16 protein-coding genes and 1 pseudogene are annotated in these 18328 nt (G+C 72.8%); 12 read left to right on the top strand and 5 right to left on the bottom strand.

All coding sequences use genetic code 11. The features are described 5' to 3' along the window. Positions 1-53: 53 nt before the first annotated feature. Entirely contained in the window at positions 54-614 is a 561-nt protein-coding gene (locus tag KME75_RS29615) for an alpha/beta hydrolase (RefSeq protein WP_219418186.1), read from the bottom strand. A 317-nt stretch (positions 615-931) separates the two neighbouring features. Here KME75_RS29615 and KME75_RS29620 point away from each other — a divergent pair, with 317 nt between their 5' ends. Genes KME75_RS29620 through KME75_RS29635 form a run of 4 tightly spaced genes read left to right on the top strand, consistent with a single transcriptional unit; the run spans position 932 to position 5452 of the window. Next, the gene (locus tag KME75_RS29620; protein ID WP_219418187.1) at positions 932-1999 is read left to right on the top strand and encodes an ABC transporter substrate-binding protein; all 1068 of its coding nucleotides are present in this window, start codon (positions 932-934) and stop codon (positions 1997-1999) included. Continuing rightward, positions 1996-2853 (top strand): branched-chain amino acid ABC transporter permease, encoded by an 858-nt coding sequence (locus KME75_RS29625; RefSeq protein WP_219418188.1) that lies wholly within the window; start codon positions 1996-1998, stop codon positions 2851-2853. The genes KME75_RS29620 and KME75_RS29625 overlap by 4 nt, the downstream gene beginning before the upstream one ends. A 2-nt stretch (positions 2854-2855) precedes the next feature. After that, positions 2856-4682, top strand: coding sequence for a branched-chain amino acid ABC transporter ATP-binding protein/permease (locus KME75_RS29630; protein WP_219418189.1), 1827 nt, complete (start codon positions 2856-2858; stop codon positions 4680-4682). After that, complete coding sequence (locus KME75_RS29635) at positions 4679-5452, top strand: ABC transporter ATP-binding protein (RefSeq protein WP_219418190.1); 774 nt, start codon at positions 4679-4681, stop codon at positions 5450-5452. Before KME75_RS29630 ends, KME75_RS29635 begins: the two co-directional genes overlap by 4 nt. A 31-nt stretch (positions 5453-5483) precedes the next feature. On the opposite strand, the gene KME75_RS29640 is transcribed toward KME75_RS29635, so the two are convergent. After that, positions 5484-6284, bottom strand: a complete 801-nt coding sequence (locus KME75_RS29640) for a mycofactocin-coupled SDR family oxidoreductase (RefSeq protein ID WP_219418191.1) — start codon at positions 6282-6284, stop codon at positions 5484-5486. A 124-nt stretch (positions 6285-6408) separates the two neighbouring features. Between KME75_RS29640 and KME75_RS29645 the strand changes: the two genes are divergently transcribed. The 4 genes from KME75_RS29645 (at position 6409) to KME75_RS29660 (ending at position 9809) form a co-directional block, all read left to right on the top strand. After that, a complete protein-coding gene (locus KME75_RS29645; protein ID WP_219418192.1) occupies positions 6409-7581 on the top strand; it encodes a 3-ketosteroid-9-alpha-monooxygenase, oxygenase component in 1173 nt (390 codons plus the stop codon). A gap of 77 nt (positions 7582-7658) precedes the next feature. Beyond that, positions 7659-7883 carry a hypothetical protein gene (locus KME75_RS29650; RefSeq protein WP_219418193.1) on the top strand — a complete coding sequence of 75 codons (225 nt, stop codon included), beginning with the start codon at positions 7659-7661 and terminating at the stop codon, positions 7881-7883. A 73-nt stretch (positions 7884-7956) separates the two neighbouring features. Next, on the top strand, positions 7957-8991 hold the full coding sequence (locus KME75_RS29655; protein WP_219418194.1) for a ferredoxin--NADP reductase: 1035 nt from the start codon (positions 7957-7959) through the stop codon (positions 8989-8991). Next, positions 8991-9809, top strand: a complete 819-nt coding sequence (locus KME75_RS29660; protein WP_246633100.1) for a 2-keto-4-pentenoate hydratase — start codon at positions 8991-8993, stop codon at positions 9807-9809. The genes KME75_RS29655 and KME75_RS29660 overlap by 1 nt, the downstream gene beginning before the upstream one ends. A gap of 4 nt (positions 9810-9813) precedes the next feature. Here the strand turns inward: KME75_RS29660 and KME75_RS29665 are convergent, their stop codons facing one another. Both KME75_RS29665 and KME75_RS29670 read right to left on the bottom strand, forming a co-directional pair. Next, positions 9814-11133: a hypothetical protein gene (locus KME75_RS29665; RefSeq protein WP_308283213.1), complete on the bottom strand. Its 1320-nt coding sequence runs from the start codon at positions 11131-11133 to the stop codon at positions 9814-9816. A 148-nt stretch (positions 11134-11281) separates the two neighbouring features. Next, the gene (locus KME75_RS29670) at positions 11282-12340 is read right to left on the bottom strand and encodes a cytochrome P450 (protein WP_219418195.1); all 1059 of its coding nucleotides are present in this window, start codon (positions 12338-12340) and stop codon (positions 11282-11284) included. 61 nt (positions 12341-12401) lie between these two features. Between KME75_RS29670 and KME75_RS43855 the strand changes: the two are divergent. After that, positions 12402-12602: pseudogene (locus KME75_RS43855) on the top strand (helix-turn-helix domain-containing protein); the annotation flags it as partial. A gap of 563 nt (positions 12603-13165) precedes the next feature. Here the strand turns inward: KME75_RS43855 and KME75_RS29675 are convergent. After that, positions 13166-15034, bottom strand: a complete 1869-nt coding sequence (locus KME75_RS29675; RefSeq protein ID WP_219418196.1) for a 3-ketosteroid-delta-1-dehydrogenase — start codon at positions 15032-15034, stop codon at positions 13166-13168. Between the two features lie 161 nt (positions 15035-15195). Here KME75_RS29675 and KME75_RS29680 point away from each other — a divergent pair, with 161 nt between their 5' ends. From KME75_RS29680 to KME75_RS29690, 3 genes are read left to right on the top strand one after another with little or no spacing between them, the layout of a single operon-like run. Next, positions 15196-16380 carry an acyl-CoA dehydrogenase family protein gene (locus KME75_RS29680; RefSeq protein WP_219418197.1) on the top strand — a complete coding sequence of 395 codons (1185 nt, stop codon included), beginning with the start codon at positions 15196-15198 and terminating at the stop codon, positions 16378-16380. A 24-nt stretch (positions 16381-16404) separates the two neighbouring features. Then, a complete protein-coding gene (locus KME75_RS29685) occupies positions 16405-17268 on the top strand; it encodes an alpha/beta fold hydrolase (RefSeq protein WP_219418199.1) in 864 nt (287 codons plus the stop codon). Positions 17269-17307: 39 nt separating this feature from the next. After that, positions 17308-18246, top strand: coding sequence for a VOC family protein (locus tag KME75_RS29690; protein ID WP_219418200.1), 939 nt, complete (start codon positions 17308-17310; stop codon positions 18244-18246). The last annotated feature ends 82 nt before the right edge of the window (positions 18247-18328 follow it).

Here is an 18328-nt window from a genome sequence, read left to right on the forward strand (position 1 = left end):
TCGCGGTGTCCGGTCGGGCAGCAACGGCTCCAGCCGTGCCCACTCCGCGTCGGTCAAGTCGTGGCGATCAAGCACAGAAGAGATCTACCGCAGCCGACCCGCATGATCCACGGGACACGCTCTAGCCCGGCCCCGGCGCTGATCCCGTGGACCGCGATGCGGGCGGGGTCCACGCCCAGCGCGTCGGCGTGCTCGACGAGCCAGAGCAGCGCGGCATGCACGTCGTGCAGGGCGGCGGGGAACGGGTGCTCCGGGGCCAGCCGGTAGTCGACCGACACCAGCGTGGCGCCCAGCTCACGCGCGAGCTCGGTGTTGCGGGCGTGGCTGCTCTCCAGGTCGCACATCACGAAGCCGCCGCCGTGGGCGTGCAGGATCGCGGGCCCGGGTGCGCCGGTGGCGTCCCGCTGCGGGTGGTAGACCCGGATCTCCACCTCGGGCTCGCCCGGCAATCCGGGGATCAGCCGGTCCGTCACGTGCACCCCCGTCGTGTCGACGGGTGGCTGGGCGGCGATCGTCTGCCGGATGGCGCGGCGCACGGCCGGCAGGTCCGACAGGTCGCGTTGGGGGAGCTGGGCCGCTGCGGCCGCCAGCTCGGGTTCGTACCGGTATCCCATTCCGGGTCCTTCCGGGTCGGGGAGTGCGGCGTGCATCGCCAACGTAGCAAGCCAACCTAACGCTTGCTACGGCTCGTCGTCCCCGCCCCGCGCCCTTGACGGCGTGTGGCCGCACTCACTAACCTCCGCCCAATCAAGCGCTTGGTAGTGAGGAGGACCGTGATGAGACGCTCGCGCCTGATCGGGTCGGCGATGGCCACCGCGGCCCTGCTCGCCGTCACCGGCTGTGGTGGTGCCGGCGGGCCGGGATCCGCCGGGGCCGGTGGGGCGGACGAGCCGTTCCGGGTCCTGGTCAGCGGGGGATCAGCGCCCCCGGCGTGCTCGGGGCGAACGCCCAGACGTCCGTGCTCGGCGCCAGGGCGGGGGCCGAGGCGATCAACGAGGCCGGCGGGATCGGTGGCCGGCCGGTGGAGATCACCGTGGTCGACGACGGGGGCGACGCGACCGTCGCGGTCACGAAGCTCCGAGAGGCGATCGCGTCGGACGCGAGGCCGGACGCCTACATGAACTCCGGCCCGTCCAACCTGGCCGCCGCCACGCTGCCGATCCTCACGCAGAACGAAATCCTGTCGTTCAACATCGGGCCGACGGAGAACTCGGCGGACCCCGCGGTGTTCCCGCTCAACTTCGACCTGTCGCCGAGCCCGCAGGACATGATCTCGGGCTTCGTCGCCCACATCCGGGAGAACGGCCACGGCTCGGTCGGGATCATCCACGGCAGCAGCGCCTACGGGGAGACGTTCGGGACCGTCGCGGAGGAGGGCCTGTCGGCGGCCGGCATCGACGTGGTCGGCACCGAGGAGTACGACGTCGCGGCGCTCGACATGACCCCGCAGCTGCAGGCCCTCCGCGCGCGCAACCCCCAGGCGCTCGTCGTCGACGGCTACGGCGCACCGCTGGGGTACCTGCTGCAGAGCATGGAGAAGCTCGGCTGGGAAATCCCGCTGCTGGGTAACACCTCGGTCTCGGCCACCGGCCTGGTCTCCACCGAGCCGCCTGCCGGACTGCTCGGCACCCCGCTCGTCGAGCCCCTGCTGATGCAGGTCTACACGAGCACCGCGTACGACCCGGCGGCGGAGAAGGTGAACCGCATGGTCGAGCGGATGACCGCGCTCGGGCCGATCCCCGCGAGCCTGATCCTGGCCTACAACTACGACGCGTTCTTCCTGCTCGCCGCGGCCGCCCGCGATGCGGGGTCGACCGAGGCGGCGGCGCTCGCGGCCGCGCTGGAGAAGCCCGAGGTGCAGCGGGACGCGGGCACGGCGGTGCTGCCGCTCTACAACTTCACCGCCTCCGCCCACGCCCCGCAGGTCGGCGCCGACGCGTTGACCTTCGTGGCCCCGTCGAAGGTCGTGAACGGCCAGTTCGCGACGCCGGTGCCGTGACGCTCCTCTGGTCCGGGCTCGCGCTCGGCGCGGTGTACGCGTTGGTGGCGATCGGCTACAACATCGTCTTCATCTCGTCGAACACGTTCAACTTCGCGCAGGCGCAGTTGATGATGATCGGCACGTTCGTCGTCTACACCGGGCTGGTCACCCTGCGGCTGCCGGTCCTGGTGGTCGCCGTGCTGGCGATGGCGGTCGTGCTGGTGCTGGCGGGCCTCGAGGAGCGGTTCGCCGTCCGGACCGTGGCCGACCACGAGACGCAGCTGGTCACCACGCTCGGGGTCGCCACGCTGCTGAACGGGGCCACGCAGCTGATCTGGGGCGCGCAGCCGCTGACGGTGCCGTTCTTCGGTTCCGACGGCGTCGTGACCCTGCTGGGTGGCCGCGTGTACCCGGTGGAGATCGCCCTGCTGGTCGTGGCCGTGCTGCTCGTCGTCGCCCTCGGCTGGGTCAGCCGCCGGACGATGCTCGGGCTCGCGCTGGTCGGGATGTCGGAGGACCGCGAGGCCGCGATGCTGCGCGGGATCGACGTGAAGCGGCTCGCGTTCGGGGCGTTCGCGTTCTCCGGGGCGCTCGCCGGCGTGCTCGGCCTGTTCGTCGGGCCGAAGACCTACGCGGTCGCGACGCTCGGGGCCGCGCTGGCGATCAAGGGCTTCGTGGCGCTCGCGATCGGCGGGTTCGGCTCGGTGCCCGGGGCGCTCGTCGGCGGGCTGGCCGTCGGGCTGATCGAGTCGCTCGCCGCCCGCTACCTGGGAGCCGAGTTCAGCAACCTCTCGGTCTTCGTGGTCCTGCTGGTCATCCTGATGGCGCGCCCGGCCGGCCTGTTCGGCCGCACCCGAGAACGGACGGTGTAGAGATGCCGATCTGGCGCATGCTGCGCGGGCTCCCGTCGTGGGCGCTGCCGCTCACGCTCGGCGTGGTGGTGTTGCTGCTCCCGCTCGCCGGCCTCGGCTTCACGGCCACCCGGCAGATCCAGCTCGTCTGCATCCTGGCGCTCCTGGTCAGCGGGCTGAACCTCTCACTCGGCTACGCCGGGCAGCTCGCGCTCGGCCAGGCTGCCATGTACGCCGCGGGCGCCTACACCGCCGGGGTGCTCTCGGTCGCCGGGTACACCGACATCCTGGTGCAGCTGGTGGCGGCGGGCGTGGTCGCGCTGGCCGTCGGGCTGCTGACGGGCGTCCCCGGGCTGCGGCTGGGCAGCTGGTCGCTCGCCATGACGTCGTTCTTCCTGGTGCTGCTGGTGCCCGACGTGATCGCGATCCTCGGGGACGTGACCGGCGGGCGCAACGGCCTCTCCGGGATCGCGGGGGCCACGCTGTTCGGCGCGCCGCTGGGCCCCGACGCGTTCTACACGGTGGTCGTCGTGGTGGCGATCGGCTGGTTCGCGGTGCTGCGCAACATCGTCGTGTCCCGGCACGGGGTGGCGTTCCGGGTGCTCAAGCAGAGCCCGGTGCTGGCGTCGTCGGTGGGGATCTCGGTGTTCCGGATGAAGCTGCTCGGCTACGCGATCGGCGCCTTTCCCGCCGGGCTGGCCGGCGCGCTGTTCGCCAACCTCGACCTCTACATCTCCCCGGAGGCGTTCGGGTTCACGTTGGCGACCACGGTGCTGGCGGCGTCCATCCTCGGCGGCTCGACGAGCGTCTACGGTGCGGCGGTCGGGGCGGCGATCATGCAGCTGGGCCCGAACCAGTCCACCGAGTTCCAGCAGTACGCGCTGGTGTTCCACGGTGCCTTCCTGGTGCTGGGCGGGGTCCTGCTCAGCGGCGGGTTGGCGAAACTCTTCCGCGGGCTGGTCGCCCGGCTCGACCGGGCCGCCGGGCTGACCGGGCCGCCGCCGACCGACCCCGGGGCCCGAGAAGTGGATCTTCCCGCCCTGCGCGGGGCCACGCTCGCGGCGAGCGGGGTGTCGAAGTCCTTCGGCGGCAACCAGGCGCTGCGCGAGGTCACGCTGCGGGCCGAGCCGGGACGGGTGACGGCGCTGATCGGTCCCAACGGGTCCGGCAAGACGACCCTGCTGAACATGATCTGCGGGTTCTACCGCACCGACGCCGGCCGGATCGGCGTGGGCGACACCGAGGTCCAGCGGCTCGCCCCGCACCGCGTGGCGCGGGTCGGGGTGGCGCGCACGTTCCAGACCCCCAGCCTCCCGGCCGGGGTGAGCGTGCTCGAGGCCGTCGCGTCCGGCCGCTACCTCCGGCAGCGGGCGTCGATGCTCGCCGCGGTGCTGCGCACGCCCGGGTTCCGCCGCGTCCGGGACGCCGATCGCGCCGAGGCCGAGCGGGTGCTCGACCTCGTGGGCATGGCGCACCTGCGCGACGCCGAGGCGGTCTCGCTGCCCCTGGGGATGCGGCGGCTGCTGGAGGTGGCCAGGGCGCTGGTCGCCGAGCCGCGGGTGCTGCTGCTCGACGAGGCCGCGTCCGGCATGGACGAGGACGAGGTCGACCGGCTCGCCGCGCTGATCCGCCGGATCCGCGACGCGGGCGGCACCGTCGTGCTCGTCGAACACAACTTCCGCCTGGTGCTCGACCTCGCCGACGACATCGTCGTGCTCGCGCACGGCCAGGTGATCGCGCACGGGCCGCCGTCGGTGATCGAACGGGACCCGCGGGTGGTGCGCGAGTACCTCGGGATCCGCGACGCGGACGAGGCCAGGAGCACGGAGTTGACGGGGGAGCGGGCATGACGGTGACCGAGCCGACCGAGCCGATCCTGCGGGTCGAGCACCTGGCCACCGGCTACGACGACCTGCAGGTGGTGTGGGACGTCTCCCTCGAGGTCCGCCCGGGGCGGCTCACCGCGCTGCTCGGGCGCAACGGCGCGGGCAAGACCAGCACGCTGCGCGCGATCTCCGGGCTGAACCGGCTGACCGGCGGGACCGTCGAGCTGGCGGGCGAGGACGTGTCGCGGCTCCCGCCGCACCGGCGCGTGCGCCGCGGGATGGCCTACGTGCAGGAGGGCAAACGCGTCTTCCACCGGCAGACGGTCGAGCAGAACCTCCTGCTCGGCGGGTACGGCCGGCGCCGCGCGGCCCTGCGGCCGTCGGTGGACAAGGTGTACGACCTGTTCCCGGTGCTCGCCGAGCGGCGCGGCCTGCTCGCCGGCGCGATGTCCGGCGGCCAGCAGCAGATGCTCGCGATCGGGCAGGCGCTGATGGCCGAGCCGTCGCTGCTCCTGCTCGACGAGCCCTCCGGCGGCCTGGCCCCGGTGATCGTCGCGGAGGTGATGGACCGGGTCGCGGAGCTGAAGCGGACCGGGCTCGGCATCCTGCTCGTCGAGCAGGCCGTCGAGGCGGCGGTCGCCGTGGCCGACGACGTCGCGCTGCTCGACATCGGCCGCGTCGTGCTGACCGCGGCGGCACAGGACGTCGCCGACCCCGCGGTGCTGCGGGACGCCTATTTCGGCCGGACCGCCCCCGTTCCAGCAAAGCCACTTTCACGCAACGAGCTGGCATGAAAGTGGCTTTACTGCAATCCCGCCGGGCCCCTCAGCGGATCGTGGAGCCCGCGTCCACCGGGAAGGCGGTCCCGGTCACGTAGCGGGCCTCGTCGGAGGCGAGGAAGACCAGCGCGTTGCTGACGTCGATCGACTCGATCCGCGCCACCGGCAGGCTGTTCATGAACACCGGCCCCAGGTCGGGCCGGCGTTCCAGGAGCCCGGGCAGGACGGGCGAGTGTCCCTGCGGCGTGTCCACGCCCGTGGGGTGAACGGTGTTGACGCGGATGCCGCGGTCGGCGAACTCCAGCGCGAGCGAGCGCGCCATCCCGACCAGCGCGTGCTTGGCCGCCACGTAGGGCAGCAGGAACGGCAGGCCCTTGAGCCCGCCGGACGACCCGGTGATCACGATGCTGCCGCCGCCGGCGTCGAGCAGGTGCGGCATCGCGGCCGCGCAGGTGTTCCAGACGCCGGTGAGGTTGACGTCCAGCGTGGTCTGCCAGATCTCGGGCGTCAGCTCCTCGAACGGCTGCACCGTGCACACCGAGGCGTTCGCGGCCACGATGTCCAGCCGCCCGAGCTCGGCCACGCCCGCGTCGACCACCGCGGCCAGCGCTGCGGCGTCGCGGACGTCGGCGACGGCGGCGTGGACCCGCCTGCCGAGCTTCTCGACCTGCTGGGCGGTCTCGGCCAGCCCGTCCTCGGTCCCCATCGGGTAGGCGACGAGGTCGAGCTGGCGGCAGATGTCGACCGCGATGATGTCGGCGCCCTCCTCGGCCAGCCGCACGGCGTGGCTGCGGCCCTGGCTCTGCGCGGCGCCGGTGATGAAGGCGACCTTGCCGGACAGTCTCATGACCCGGAGTCGACCGGAACGCGGGAGCGCCCGGGCGGGGTCGTCTCGGTGAGCGGGAGTGCGGCGTCGATCCCGCCGGCCCGGCTTGCATCCTCGAGCCGCGCGACGAGGACAGGAGGCTCTCATGACGTCAGCGGAGACGGGCGTGACCGTCGACGAGGTTCGGGTGATCGAGGCGGTGGCGCCCCCGACCCGGTACGCCCGGGGCTGGCACTGCCTGGGGTTGGCTGAGCGCTACCGCGACGGGAAGCCGCACGCGATCGAGGCGTTCGGCACGAAGCTCGTGGTGTTCGCCGACAGCGCGGGCACGCTGAACGTCCTGAACGCGTACTGCCCGCACATGGGCGGCGACCTCAGCCGCGGCTCGGTGAAGGGCGACGAGGTGGCGTGCCCGTTCCACGACTGGCGATGGTCGGGGAGCGGCCGATGCGCGAGCATTCCGTACGCGCGGCGCGTGCCCCCGCGGGCGCGGACGAAGGCCTGGACGGTGCTCGAGCGCAACGGGCAGCTGTTCGTGTGGCACGACCCGCAGGGCACGCAGCCGCCGCCCGAGGTGACGATCCCGGAGATCGCCGCCTTCGGTGACCCGGCCTGGACGCCCTGGACATGGAACTCGCTGCGGATCGAGGGGTCGCACTGCCGCGAGATCGTGGACAACGTCGTGGACATGGCGCACTTCTTCTACATCCACTACGCGTTCCCGACGTACTTCAAGAACGTCTTCGAGGGCCACGTCGCCAGCCAGAACATGAACTCAAAGGCCCGGGCCGACGTCAAGATCGGCACGAACTACTCCGACGACAGCACGCTGCACTCCGAGGCGGCGTACTACGGCCCGTCCTACATGATCGACTATCTCTGGAGCAGCGCGGCGGGCCAGACGATCGAGACCGTCCTGATCAACTGCCACTACCCGGTCTCGCCCACGAGCTTCGTCCTGCAGTGGGGCGTCATGGTGAAGAAGCCCGAGGGGATCACCGACGAGCAGGCCGAGCAGATGGCGCAGGGCTTCGCGACGGGCGTGGAGCAGGGCTTCGTGCAGGACGTCGAGATCTGGCAGCACAAGGCGAAGATCGACAACCCGCTGCTGTGCGAGGAGGACGGGCCTGTCTACCAGCTGCGGCGCTGGTACGAGCAGTTCTACGTCGACGTCGAGGACGTGACGCCGGAGATGACGCAGCGGTTCGAGTTCGAGATCGACACCGAGCGCGCTATGACGTTCTGGCAGGCCGAGGTCGACGACAACCTCGCCAACGGCCGGGTCATCACCTCGGACCCGGCCACCACCTCCGCCTGACGGGGGCGGCGGGTGGTGGCGCACCGCCACCACCCGCCGGTGCCCGTCCGTCCGACCGCGACCGACAGGAGACATCGGTGCAGCCCTTGTCCTGCCGCCGCTGCGGCACCAGCGTGCTCGTCGAGAAGAACAGCCTGGCCCACACCCTCGTGCGGTGGACCACCGCGACCGACGGGTGCGTCGAGCTCACCGAGCACGCGCAGCGCGTCCCGGAACGCGCACTCACCCCCACGTGCCTGCAGCTGCGGGACAGCATCGAGACGGCCGTCCGGCGGGGCGAGCTCGTCGTCCCCGAGTCGTGACCGAGCTTGCGAGGTCACCGTTCAGCGCAGCACCGCCGGGCGCGTCGCCGCCGAGCGCCAGCGAGGTGGTGTCGTGACCGGGTACCGGCTGCGGGTCCGGCGGGTGGTCGAGGAGACCGCCGACGCGCGCTCGATCGTCTTCGAGGTGCCGGCGGAGCTGGCCGACCGGTTCGCCTACCGGCCCGGCCAGTTCCTCACGCTGCGCATCCCCCGGGCCGACGGCACGGCGGTCGCCCGCTGCTACTCCCTCGCCAGCGCACCGGGCGTGGACGCCGACCCGAAGGTCACCGTGAAGCGCGTGACCGGCGGGTGCGGGTCGAACTGGATCTGCGACCACCTGGAGCCGGGCCAGGAGGTCGAGGTGCTGCCACCCGCCGGCACCTTCACAGCCGACCGGCTGGCCGGGGACCACCTGTTCCTCGCCGGCGGCAGCGGCATCACCCCGGTCATCTCCATCATCAAGTCGGTGCTCGCCGAACCGTCCGGCAGCGCGGTGCTCGTGTACGCCAACCGCGACGAGCGCTCGGTGATCTTCGCGTCCGAGCTGCGCGAGCTCGCCGAGCGCCACCCCGGCCGGCTGCTGGTGATCCACCTGCTGGAGACCGTGCAGGGCCTCCCGACCGCTGACGTGCTGGCGCAGCTGCTCGCCCCCTTCACCTCCCGGGACACCGCGTTCGTGTGCGGGCCGGCGCCGTTCATGGCCGTGGCGACCGAGACGCTGTCCCTGTTGGGGATGGCGCGGGAGCGGGTGGTGGTCGAGCGGTTCCGGTCGCTGACCGGCGACCCGTTCGCCGAGGTCGTCGTGCCGGCGTCCGCCGAGGAGTCGCCGGAGGCCGCGGCGACGGTCACCGTCTCGCTGGACGGCGAGCAGCGCACGCTGCCGTGGCCCGCGGAACGCACCCTGCTGGAGCTGTTGCTGGCCGACGGCATGGACGCCCCGTTCTCCTGCAAGGAGGGCGCCTGCAGCGCCTGCGCCTGCAAGCTCGTGTCGGGCGAGGTCAAGATGCTCCGCAACGAGGTGCTGGAGGACGAGGACCTCGCCGAGGGCTGGGTGCTCGCCTGCCAGGCCGTGCCGATCAGCGACGAGGTCGAGGTCAGCTACGACTGATGGGGGAGAACATCCACGTGCTCGACGACACCCGGCGCCGCCGCGCCGCCGACCTGCTGGCCGCGGCCGAACGGGACCGCGCACCCATCGACCCGCTCGCCGACCTGTTCCCCGGGATCGACGTCGTCGACGCCTACGAGATCCAGCTGGCCGGCATCCGCCGGCGGGTCGCCGCGGGCGCGGTGGTGCGGGGCCACAAGGTCGGGCTGTCCTCGCCGGTGATGCAGCAGATGATGGGCGTGGACGAGCCGGACTACGGCCACCTGCTCGACGACATGGCGCTCGACGAGCACATCCCGGTCCCGGTCGCTGCCTACTGCGCCCCGCGGATCGAGGTGGAGGTCGGCTTCCTGCTGGGCGAGTCGTTGCCGGGGGCGGGCTGCACCGAGCAGGACGTCCTGCGGGCGACCGAGGCCCTTGTCCCGAGCATCGAGCTGATCGACAGCCGGATCCGCGACTGGAAGATCGGGATCGCGGACACCATCGCCGACAACGCGTCGTCGGCGGGGTTCGTGCTCGGCGCGGCGCGGGTCGACCCGGCGCAGGTCGACCTCACCGCCGTCGACGCCGTCCGGTGTCGGACCGGCGACGACGGCGCCGACGAGGTCGTCACCGAAGGGCGGTCGGACGCCGTGTTGGGCAACCCGGCGCGCGCGGTCGCGTGGCTGGCGAACACCGTCGCCGCGTTCGGCGTCCGGCTGGAGGCCGGCCACATCGTGCTGCCCGGATCCTGCACGCGTGCCGTCGACGTGTTCGCCGGGGACCGCTTCCGCGCCGAGTTCACCGGTCTCGGCGCCGTCGGGATCACGTTCGCCTGACCGCTCACCGCGGCGGGTCTGCTGCGGGCGCCTCCTTCGGCGTGACGCGGTGTACCCCGGTGACCGTCGGCTGGTAGATGACCTGACCCGGCGCGAGGTTCCCCGCCATCTGCAGCGTGTCGAACGCGGGGCCCGTGGCGAGGGGCCGGCGCGCCTGGACCTCTCCGGTCTCGGCGTCGATCACGGTGTGTTCGAAGCCGTCGCCGGGTCCGGTGCGGCTGACCGTGTAGATCCGGCCGTCGGCGAGGGACAGCTTGGGAACGGCCGCGGAGCGGACGTCGGTGGTCCACGTCCGCTCGCAGCCGGCGCCATCGGCGTCGATGTCGACCCGGGTCATGCCGCCGGTGAAGCCGGCGGTCGGCGGGACGCTCGGCCCGGCGTCGGAGGGGAGGGCGGGGTAGGGGTAGCCGAACGTCGACGCCACGACGACGGCGGTGCCCGACCCGATCGGCGAGTTCTCCGTGCCGTCGACGACCGGGATCGAACAGACCCGTTCCCCGGTGGCGGTGCGGTACACGAGGAGGTTGGCCTCGGGCACCGCGTTGTCGGTGATCGCGACGTAGTCGGTGCCCGTCGCCGGGCCGAAGAAGGTCGGCGTCGCACCCGTTCCCCAGCTCAGCTGGCCGGGCTTGCGACCGGGGCCGCGGTCGTACTCCCGGCGCCACAGCACCTCCGGGGAGCCCTGCCCGTCCACGCCGACCAGGTACAGGGCGTGACCGGTCGCCACGGCCATCCCCTCGGGCGCCGTGGAGATGCTGTTCGCGATCCGTTCCCCGGGAGGCAGGGCGATCGAGCCGCCCACCCCGGTCGTCGTGTCGACGATCCCGACCGTGCCCCCCGCGGTGACGAACCAGACGCCGCCCCCGTATCCGGGCGCCGCCGACACCACCGAGTCACATCGCGGGGCGCCGCAGTGCACGTCCACGTACCGCCCGATGGGGGTGGGCTCGGCGACGAACAGCCGCCACGACCCGTCCGGCCCGCCCCGGTCGTGGCCGACGCGCACCACGTTGCGGTCACCGTCCACGGCGACCAGGCGGTCGGCCTCGTCGACGTACCCGTACACGCCGGTGAAGAGCTCGCCCTTCGCGAGGGCGAGCGAGGCGACGGACGCGCCGCCGGCGGGGTCGAGCAGGTGCACCACCGGGCTGAGGTCGGCGTTGGTGTTGCACAGTGCCTGGGGCATCCCGTCGGATCCGATGAGGACACTGGCACAGGTCGCGCCGAGCGGCGTGAACGTGCTGCTGACCGGGCGGGTGCCGGGTCCGGCGAGCGGCGTGGTGTCGGACGAGGCGGCGTCCCCGTGCTGGGTGGCGGTGCCCACCGGACCGAGCGCCGGATGCGGCGGGGGCAGCGGCCCGGGACCGGCCCGGTGCGTAGACGGCTGCGCGCACGCGGACAGGAGCGCGGCAGCGACGAGGGGCCCGGCGAGAGCGGCCCGGCGAGCGGCGTGGACGGGGCGCACGGCTGCCTCAGGCGTCCCACTGCACGTGCAGCGCGTTCGGTCCCCGCAAGGCCGCGCCGATCTGGCTGGTGACCTTCGCGTCGGCCACGGCGTCCGCCCGCAGGCGCAGGCCCGGCAGGTGCTCGAGCAGGACGGTCAGCGCCGCCTGCAGCTCGGCGAGGGCCAGCCAGTTGCCCAGGCAGGAGTGCGGGCCGCCACCGAAGGCGGTCAGCGGCATCGCGTGCCGGGTGATGTCGAAGCGGTCCGGCTCGGCGTACCTCGCGGGGTCGCGGTTGGCCGCGGTGATCCCGAAGATCATGGGTGTGCCGGCGGGGATGGCGATGCCCTGCCAGGTGGTCGCCTCCGGGCAGAAGCGGGGCAGCATCGCGACGGGCCCCTCCCAGCGCAGGCCTTCCTGCACGGCCCACGGCACCTCCTCCTCCGGGTTCGACCGCACGCGGTCCAGCTGGTCCGGGTGGGTCAGCAGGGCCGCCAGGAGGCTGCCGAGGGCGAGCGAGGTGGTGTCGGCGCCCGCGGGGAACAGCAGACGCAGGAATGCGAGGATCTGGTCGTCGTTCAGCCGCTCCCCCTCGACGGTGCTCCCGACCAGCGTCGAGATCAGGTCGTTCCCGGGGGTCGCCCGGCGCTGTGCGACCACCGGCGTGATGTACGCGGTGAACTCCTGGGAGGCGCGGACCGCCGCGTCCGGATCGATGGGGAAGTTGAACAGGTCGTGCGCCCAGCGGGACATCTCGGACGCCTCGCGGGCGGGCAGACCCAACAGCGCCGAGATCACCCGGACCGGGTACGCGGTGGTGAACTCCTGCACCAGGTCCGCCTGCCCCCGGGCCGCGAACGAGTCGATCAGCTCGTGCGCCAGCGGCTCGAGCAGCGTGTCGGTGTACCCCGCGGACACCAGCCGGCGGAACGGCGGCGCGACGAGCGACTTGTTGATCCGGTGCTCACGCCCCGTCATGCACTGCAGCGTGTGACCGAGGACGGCGCCGGTGGAGACCTGGTAGCTCGCCCTGGCCGGGAACGTCTTCTCGTCCTTGACGGTGCCCGTCAAGTCCACGCTGTTCGTCATCGGCTCCCGAGAGAATGACGAATAATCGTCATTGAAGCGATGGATAGTTGATGTGCCCGGGATGCTAGGAGGAACAGTGGAGAGCGACAACGCCCAACCGGGTGACCGGCGCAGCGAGTCACCGCCGACCGACCGCGTCGTCGCGATCGTGGAACTGCTGGCCGGGGAACCGGCGGGGCTCTCCGTCGCGCAGGTCGTCTCGCGGCTGGACCTCAACCGGGCCACCGTGACGGCGGTGCTGTCGGCACTGGAGAGCGCCGCGTGGGTCCAACGGGGACCCGGCCGCGGGTACGCGCTGGGGCCGGGGCTCGCCGGCGTCGCCGAGGCCGTGCGCCGCGCGCTGCCCGTCTCGCCGGCGGCCGCCGCGGCCCTCGAGGTCCTCGCCGAGCGGACTGGCTGCGGCGCCGCGCTCAGCGCCGTCGGCAGTGGCCATCTCACGTTCGTCGCACTCGCCCCCGGCCGTGGCCGGATCCCGGCAGGGGTCGACGTCGGAACGCGCCTGCCGCTGCGCCCCCCGGTCGGCGCGGCGGTCGTCGCCCACAGCGATGCGGCGGCGCGGGCCGCCTGGCTCTCGACCGCATCGGCAGCCGACCGTCCGGCGTGGGAGGGCCTGCTGGAGCAGATCCGGACGAGCGGCTACGCCGCCTTCCCGATCGGGCCGACCGACGCGGAGATGCTCGACGTGCTGGCCGAGATGGCAGCCCTGCTCGCCGAGCATCCGACGCGGGCCGCGCTGCGCCGGCGCGTGCTCGGGCTGTTGTTCGGGGTCGGCGGGCGCGCCTACACCACCGCCGAGTTCGGGAGCGCGGAGCCGCTCTCGATCAGCTACCTCGTGGCGCCGGTGTTCGACGCGGACGGCGCCGCGCGGTACGAACTGCAGATCGGACCGCTCCGGCCGGCCGTCCCGAAGGCGGAACGCGCGTCAACGTCGAGGCGCTGCGCGGTACTGCGAACACCCTGCTCACGCACCGCGCCTGAGCCTTCCCCCGCCCCGTCGCCCAGCCGCCCCGCTGCGTGCTGCGCGACGACGTTGCCGTAGACGAGGCCCTGCCCGATCGTCGCGCCCGCCCCCGGGTAGGTGGTGCCGAACGCGTTGGCCGCGGTGTTACCGATCGCGTAGAGGCCCTCGATCGGGGACCCGTCGGTGCCCAGGACGCGCCCGTACCCGTCCGCCCGGACGCCACCGCACGTCCCGAGGTCGCCGAGGACGATCTGCACCGCGTAGAGCGGGCCCGCGCCGAGTGGCCGCAGGTTCGGGTTCGGGGTGATGGTCGGGTCGCCGTAGTAGCGGTCGTAGGCGCTGTCGCCGCGGTGGAAGTCCTGGTCCACCCCGGCCGACGCGAGCGCGTTGAACCGGCCGACCGTCTCCGCGAACGCCGCCTCGGGCAGGCCCGCGGCCCGCGCGAGCTCCTCCGGCGTGGCGGCGCGGTGCGCGATGCCGGCGTCGTACCAGCTGCGCGGGATCGCCATGCGGGGATACAGCCCGGCCGCGAAGACGTAGCTGTTGCGGTACCGCTGGTCGAACACGATCCACATCGACCGCACGGGGTCGCCCGACCGTTCCCGGTCGAGGATGCGCTGGCCGAAGCTCATGTAGTCGGTGGCCTCGTTGACGAACCGGCGGCCGTTCCCGTCCACGATGAACGACCCCGGCAGGGACCGCTCGGCGAGCATCACCAGCGGCGCCGCGCCCGGCAGGGGCGCCACCACGGGGAACCACCACGCCTGGTCCATGAGGTCGATGTCGGCGCCCACCTCCTGCGCGAGGCGGATCGCATCGCCGGCGTTGCCGTCGCTGCCCAGGCTCCAGCCCGGCTGGAGCGACGGCGACTGGTGGCGCCTGCGCATCTCGAGGTCGTGGTCGAAGCCACCGGCGGCGAGGACGACGCCGCGGCGCGCGGTGACGGTGACCTCCCGGCCGTCCTGCGCCAGCACGGCCCCGGTGGTGCGGCCGCCGTCGGTCACCAGCCGCACGAGCGACGTCTGCGTCCACACCGGGATCCCCGCGCGCAGGATCCCGGCGTACAGCCCGGCGGCCAGCGCCTGGCCGCCCGCGACGTACTCCTTGCCCAGCACCTTGCCGCCGACGCCCTGCAGGAGCCGCTTCAGCACCAGCGGAACGCCCTTCCGGGGCACCTTCGCCATGAGGTTCATCCAGCGGTAGTCGGCGCCGGTGACCGGCATCGGCACCGGGGCGGCCATGACCGCCGGGCGCAGCCGCGCGCGCTCCGCGCCCAGGGCCGATACGTCGAACGGGCGGCACTCGCAGCTCCGCCCGGTCGCCGCACCTCCCGGCTGCTCGGGGTGGTAGTCGGAGTACTCGCGGGCCCACTGGAAGCGCATCGGGGTGGTGCGCCGGAGCATCTCGACGGTCTCGGGCCCGTGCCGCAGGAAGGTCTGCCAGCGCTCGTCGGGAGCCGAGCCGGCGACGACGGAGCGCGTGTACTCCGCGGCCCGCTCGAGCGAGTCGCCCGCCCCCGCTTCCTGCAGGGCGGGGTTGGCGGGGATCCAGAACGCTCCGCCGGACCGTGCCGTCGACCCCCCGACGTAGGGCGTCTTCTCTACGACCAGGGCCGTCAGCCCCAGCTCGTGGGCGGCCAGCGCCGCCGCCATCCCGGTGCCGGACCCGATCACGAGCAGGTCCACGGTCATGTCCCGGGCGGGCGCGGGGGGCAATGAGGTGTTCTTCGTCATGGCGCTGATATCCCACGCGGGCGCAGCGGCCCGACGCAGAGGTCCCGATGAGCGGGATGGCCGCCCTCCCCGCCTCGGCCGCCGCCTTAGCGTCGCGTCCTGCCCGTCACGGTTCTGACCGGGCCGCATCCCGACCACCACTTCAGCCCGGAGGTGTGCTGATGGCCCATGAGGTTGTTCACCGAGTTCGCGATCTCGCCGGTCGGCTCGCCGGGGTCGCCGAGGAGACCGAGCGGCTGGGCAAGCTGGCCGACGAGAGCGTCAAGGTGGTGCGCGAGGCCGGCGTGATGCGGCTGCTGCAGCCCACCGAGTACGGCGGGTACGCCGCGCACCCCCGCGACTTCGCCGAGGCGGTGATGGAGGTCGCGAAGGTCTGCGGGTCGACCGGCTGGGTCTGCGGTGTGGGCGGCCTGCACCCGTGGGAGATGGCGCTGTGCGACCGCAGGCTCCAGGAGGAGGTGTGGGACACCGACTCCGACACGTGGATCGCCTCCCCGTACATGCCCAGCGGCGTGGCGACCCCGACCGACGGCGGGTACGTCCTGCGCGGCCGCTGGCAGTTCTCCTCCGGCACCGACCACTGCGACTGGATCTTCCTCGGCGCGCTGCTCGGCGACGCCGACGGCAACCCGGTGCAGCCACCGAAGTCGCTGCACGTCGTGCTGCCCCGCGCCGACTACACCATCGTCGAGGACTCCTGGAACGTCATCGGGCTGAGCGGGACCGGGAGCAAGGACATCGTCGTCGACGGGGCGTTCATCCCCGCCTACCGGACGATCGACGCCGACGAGGTGGCCGCGGGCGAGCTGGCCGCGGAGCGGGCCGGGCGGACCGAGACGGTGTACAAGCTGCCGTTCTGGTCGATGTTCCCCCTCGGCATCACGGCCGCGGTCGTCGGCATCGCGGAGGGCGCCCTCGCGGCGCACGTCGACTACCAGCGCGACCGCGTGATGGCCGTCGGCACGAGGGTGAAGGACGACCCGTACACGCTGTACGCGATCTCGGAGGCGGCGGCCGAGATCGCCGCGTCGCGGACGCAGCTGCTCGACGGCGTGAGCCGGCTCTACGACCTGGCCGACGCCGGCAAGCCGATCAGCTTCGAGGACCGGGCGGTCACCCGGCGCAACCAGGTCCGGTGCGCGTGGCGGGCGGTGTCCGCCGTGGACGAGATCTTCGCGCGGTCGGGCGGCAACGCGGTGCGCCGCGAGAACGTCATGCAGCGGTTCTGGCGGGACGCCCACGTCGGTCTGCAGCACGCCATCCACATCCCCGGCAGCGCCTACCACTCGGCCGCGCTGACCCAGATGGGCGTGGAGCCCCATGGCGCCCTGCGCCTGTTGATCTGACCCGCCGACAGCTGGGAGACACCGATGACCGCCACGGCGGACCTGACCTACGACGCCACCAGCCGGCGCCTCGACGGGCCCGAACCCCTGCACTACCACGTGGCCGGCACCGGCCCCGGCCTGTTGCTCCTGCACGGGTCGGGGCCGGGGGTGACCGGCTGGGCGAACTTCGGCGAGAACCTGCCGGTGTTCGGCGAGCACTTCACCACCGTGGTGCCCGACCAGCCGGGGTACGGGGCGAGCCTCGTGCCGGCGCTGGACCGGCCCTACGCCGAGGTGTCGGTGGCGGCGCTGCTGCGCCTGCTCGACGACCTCGGGCTCGAGCGGGTGCACGTGCTCGGCAACTCGCTGGGCGGGATGGTCGCCACCCAGCTGGCGCTCGACCATCCCGACCGGGTCGACCGGCTGGTGCTGATGGGGCCGGGCGGGGTGGGGGTTCCGCTGTTCACCCCGCAGCCGACCGAGGGCATCAGGCTGCTCGTGCAGTTCCTCGAGGACCCGACCCGGGAGCGGCTCGTCGCCTGGATGCGGTGCATGGTCGGCGACCCGGCCTTTCTCACCGAGGAGCGCATCGAGGCCCGGTGGCGCACCGCGTCGGCCCCGGGGGCGCTCGACTTCACCCGGGACTTCTACCGCGCGGCGATGCGGGCGATGGCGTCCGGCGCCGCGCCGGGCGTCCCGATCTGGGCCCGCCTGGGCGAGCTGACCCACCCGACGCTGCTCACCTACGGCCGCGACGACCGCGTGACACCCCTGGAGGGCGCGTTCCTGCCGCTGCGGCACATCGCCGACGCGGAGCTGCACGTCTTCCCGAAGTGCGGCCACTGGGCGATGCAGGAGCGCAAGGACGACTTCGAGCGGGTCGTACTGGAGTTCCTGACCCGCTGAGACCCGGACGACTCGACGACGACGACGAAGGAGTGCGGCATGACCGACATCAGTTCCCTGGGGTACGTGCGGGTCCGGGCCACGGACCTGGACGCGTGGCGGAAGTTCGCGTTCGACGGCATCGGCTTCGCCGAGGGCAGCGGGCCCGACCCGGACGCGCTCTACCTGCGCACCGACGAGCGGCACGCCCGGATCGTGATCCTGCCCGGCGACGAGGACCGGGTGGAGGGCGTGGGCTGGGAGGTGCGCGACCACCTGGCGCTGCGCCGGGTGCAGGCGGCCGTGGAGGCCGCGGGGATCGCGACCAAGCCACTGTCGTCCGAGGAGGCCGACGACCGCCGGGTGGAGGCCGCGATCGCGTTCGAGGCCCCGGGCGGCACCCCGCTGGAGATCTTCCACGGCCCGGCGTTGGACCACAGCCCGCTCGCGACGAAGTACGGCAATCGGTTCGTCACCGGGGACCTCGGCCTGGGCCACGTCGTGGTGCCGGTCGGTGACCTGGACGCCGCCTACCGGTTCTACGCCGAGACCCTGGGCTTCCTCCCGCGGGGGGCGTTCCGGCTCCCGGCACCGCCCGAGTACGGCCCGATCCGCCTGCGGTTCATGGGCGTGAACGCGCGCCACCACAGCCTGGCGATCCTGCCGTCGCCCGACCTGAAGGCCCCGGCGCTGGTGCACATCATGGTGGAGTGCGAGACGCTCGACGAGGTCGGGCGCGCCCTCGACCGCGTCACCGAGGCGGGCTACCACCTGTCGTCCACGCTGGGCAGGCACACGAACGACAAGATGGTGTCGTTCTACATCCGCACGCCGGGCGGCTGGGACCTCGAGGTCGGCTGCGAGGGAATGCTCGTCGACGAGACCTCCTACACCGCCGAGGAGATCACCGCCGACAGCTACTGGGGTCACAAGTGGGACTTCAGCTGTAACTCATCCCTGAAGGAGCGGGGCCGGTCAACCCCCTGTTGTTGTAGTTGATCTTTTCTTCGTTGGCTCTCCGACTGTTCTTGGGCGCGTCGAGGTAGGCGGCGGGGTCAAGGAGCGCCCGGGAGGGCGCCCG

The sequence above is a fragment of the Pseudonocardia nigra genome, from assembly GCF_019396355.1.
GTDB classification, from domain to species: domain Bacteria; phylum Actinomycetota; class Actinomycetes; order Mycobacteriales; family Pseudonocardiaceae; genus Pseudonocardia; species Pseudonocardia nigra.

Bases quoted from the DNA above. Each gene is read 5' to 3' on its own strand.
- KME75_RS29615 (WP_219418186.1), bottom strand. From the start codon at position 614: ATGGGATACCGGTACGAACCCGAGCTGGCGGCCGCAGCGGCCCAGCTC.
- KME75_RS29630 (WP_219418189.1), top strand. From the start codon at position 2,856: ATGCCGATCTGGCGCATGCTGCGCGGGCTCCCGTCGTGGGCGCTGCCG.
- KME75_RS29635 (WP_219418190.1), top strand. From the start codon at position 4,679: ATGACGGTGACCGAGCCGACCGAGCCGATCCTGCGGGTCGAGCACCTG.
- KME75_RS29640 (WP_219418191.1), bottom strand. From the start codon at position 6,284: ATGAGACTGTCCGGCAAGGTCGCCTTCATCACCGGCGCCGCGCAGAGC.
- KME75_RS29645 (WP_219418192.1), top strand. From the start codon at position 6,409: ATGACGTCAGCGGAGACGGGCGTGACCGTCGACGAGGTTCGGGTGATC.
- KME75_RS29660 (WP_246633100.1), top strand. From the start codon at position 8,991: ATGGGGGAGAACATCCACGTGCTCGACGACACCCGGCGCCGCCGCGCC.
- KME75_RS29670 (WP_219418195.1), bottom strand. From the start codon at position 12,340: ATGACGAACAGCGTGGACTTGACGGGCACCGTCAAGGACGAGAAGACG.
- KME75_RS29675 (WP_219418196.1), bottom strand. From the start codon at position 15,034: ATGACGAAGAACACCTCATTGCCCCCCGCGCCCGCCCGGGACATGACC.
- KME75_RS29680 (WP_219418197.1), top strand. From the start codon at position 15,196: ATGGCCCATGAGGTTGTTCACCGAGTTCGCGATCTCGCCGGTCGGCTC.
- KME75_RS29685 (WP_219418199.1), top strand. From the start codon at position 16,405: ATGACCGCCACGGCGGACCTGACCTACGACGCCACCAGCCGGCGCCTC.
- KME75_RS29690 (WP_219418200.1), top strand. From the start codon at position 17,308: ATGACCGACATCAGTTCCCTGGGGTACGTGCGGGTCCGGGCCACGGAC.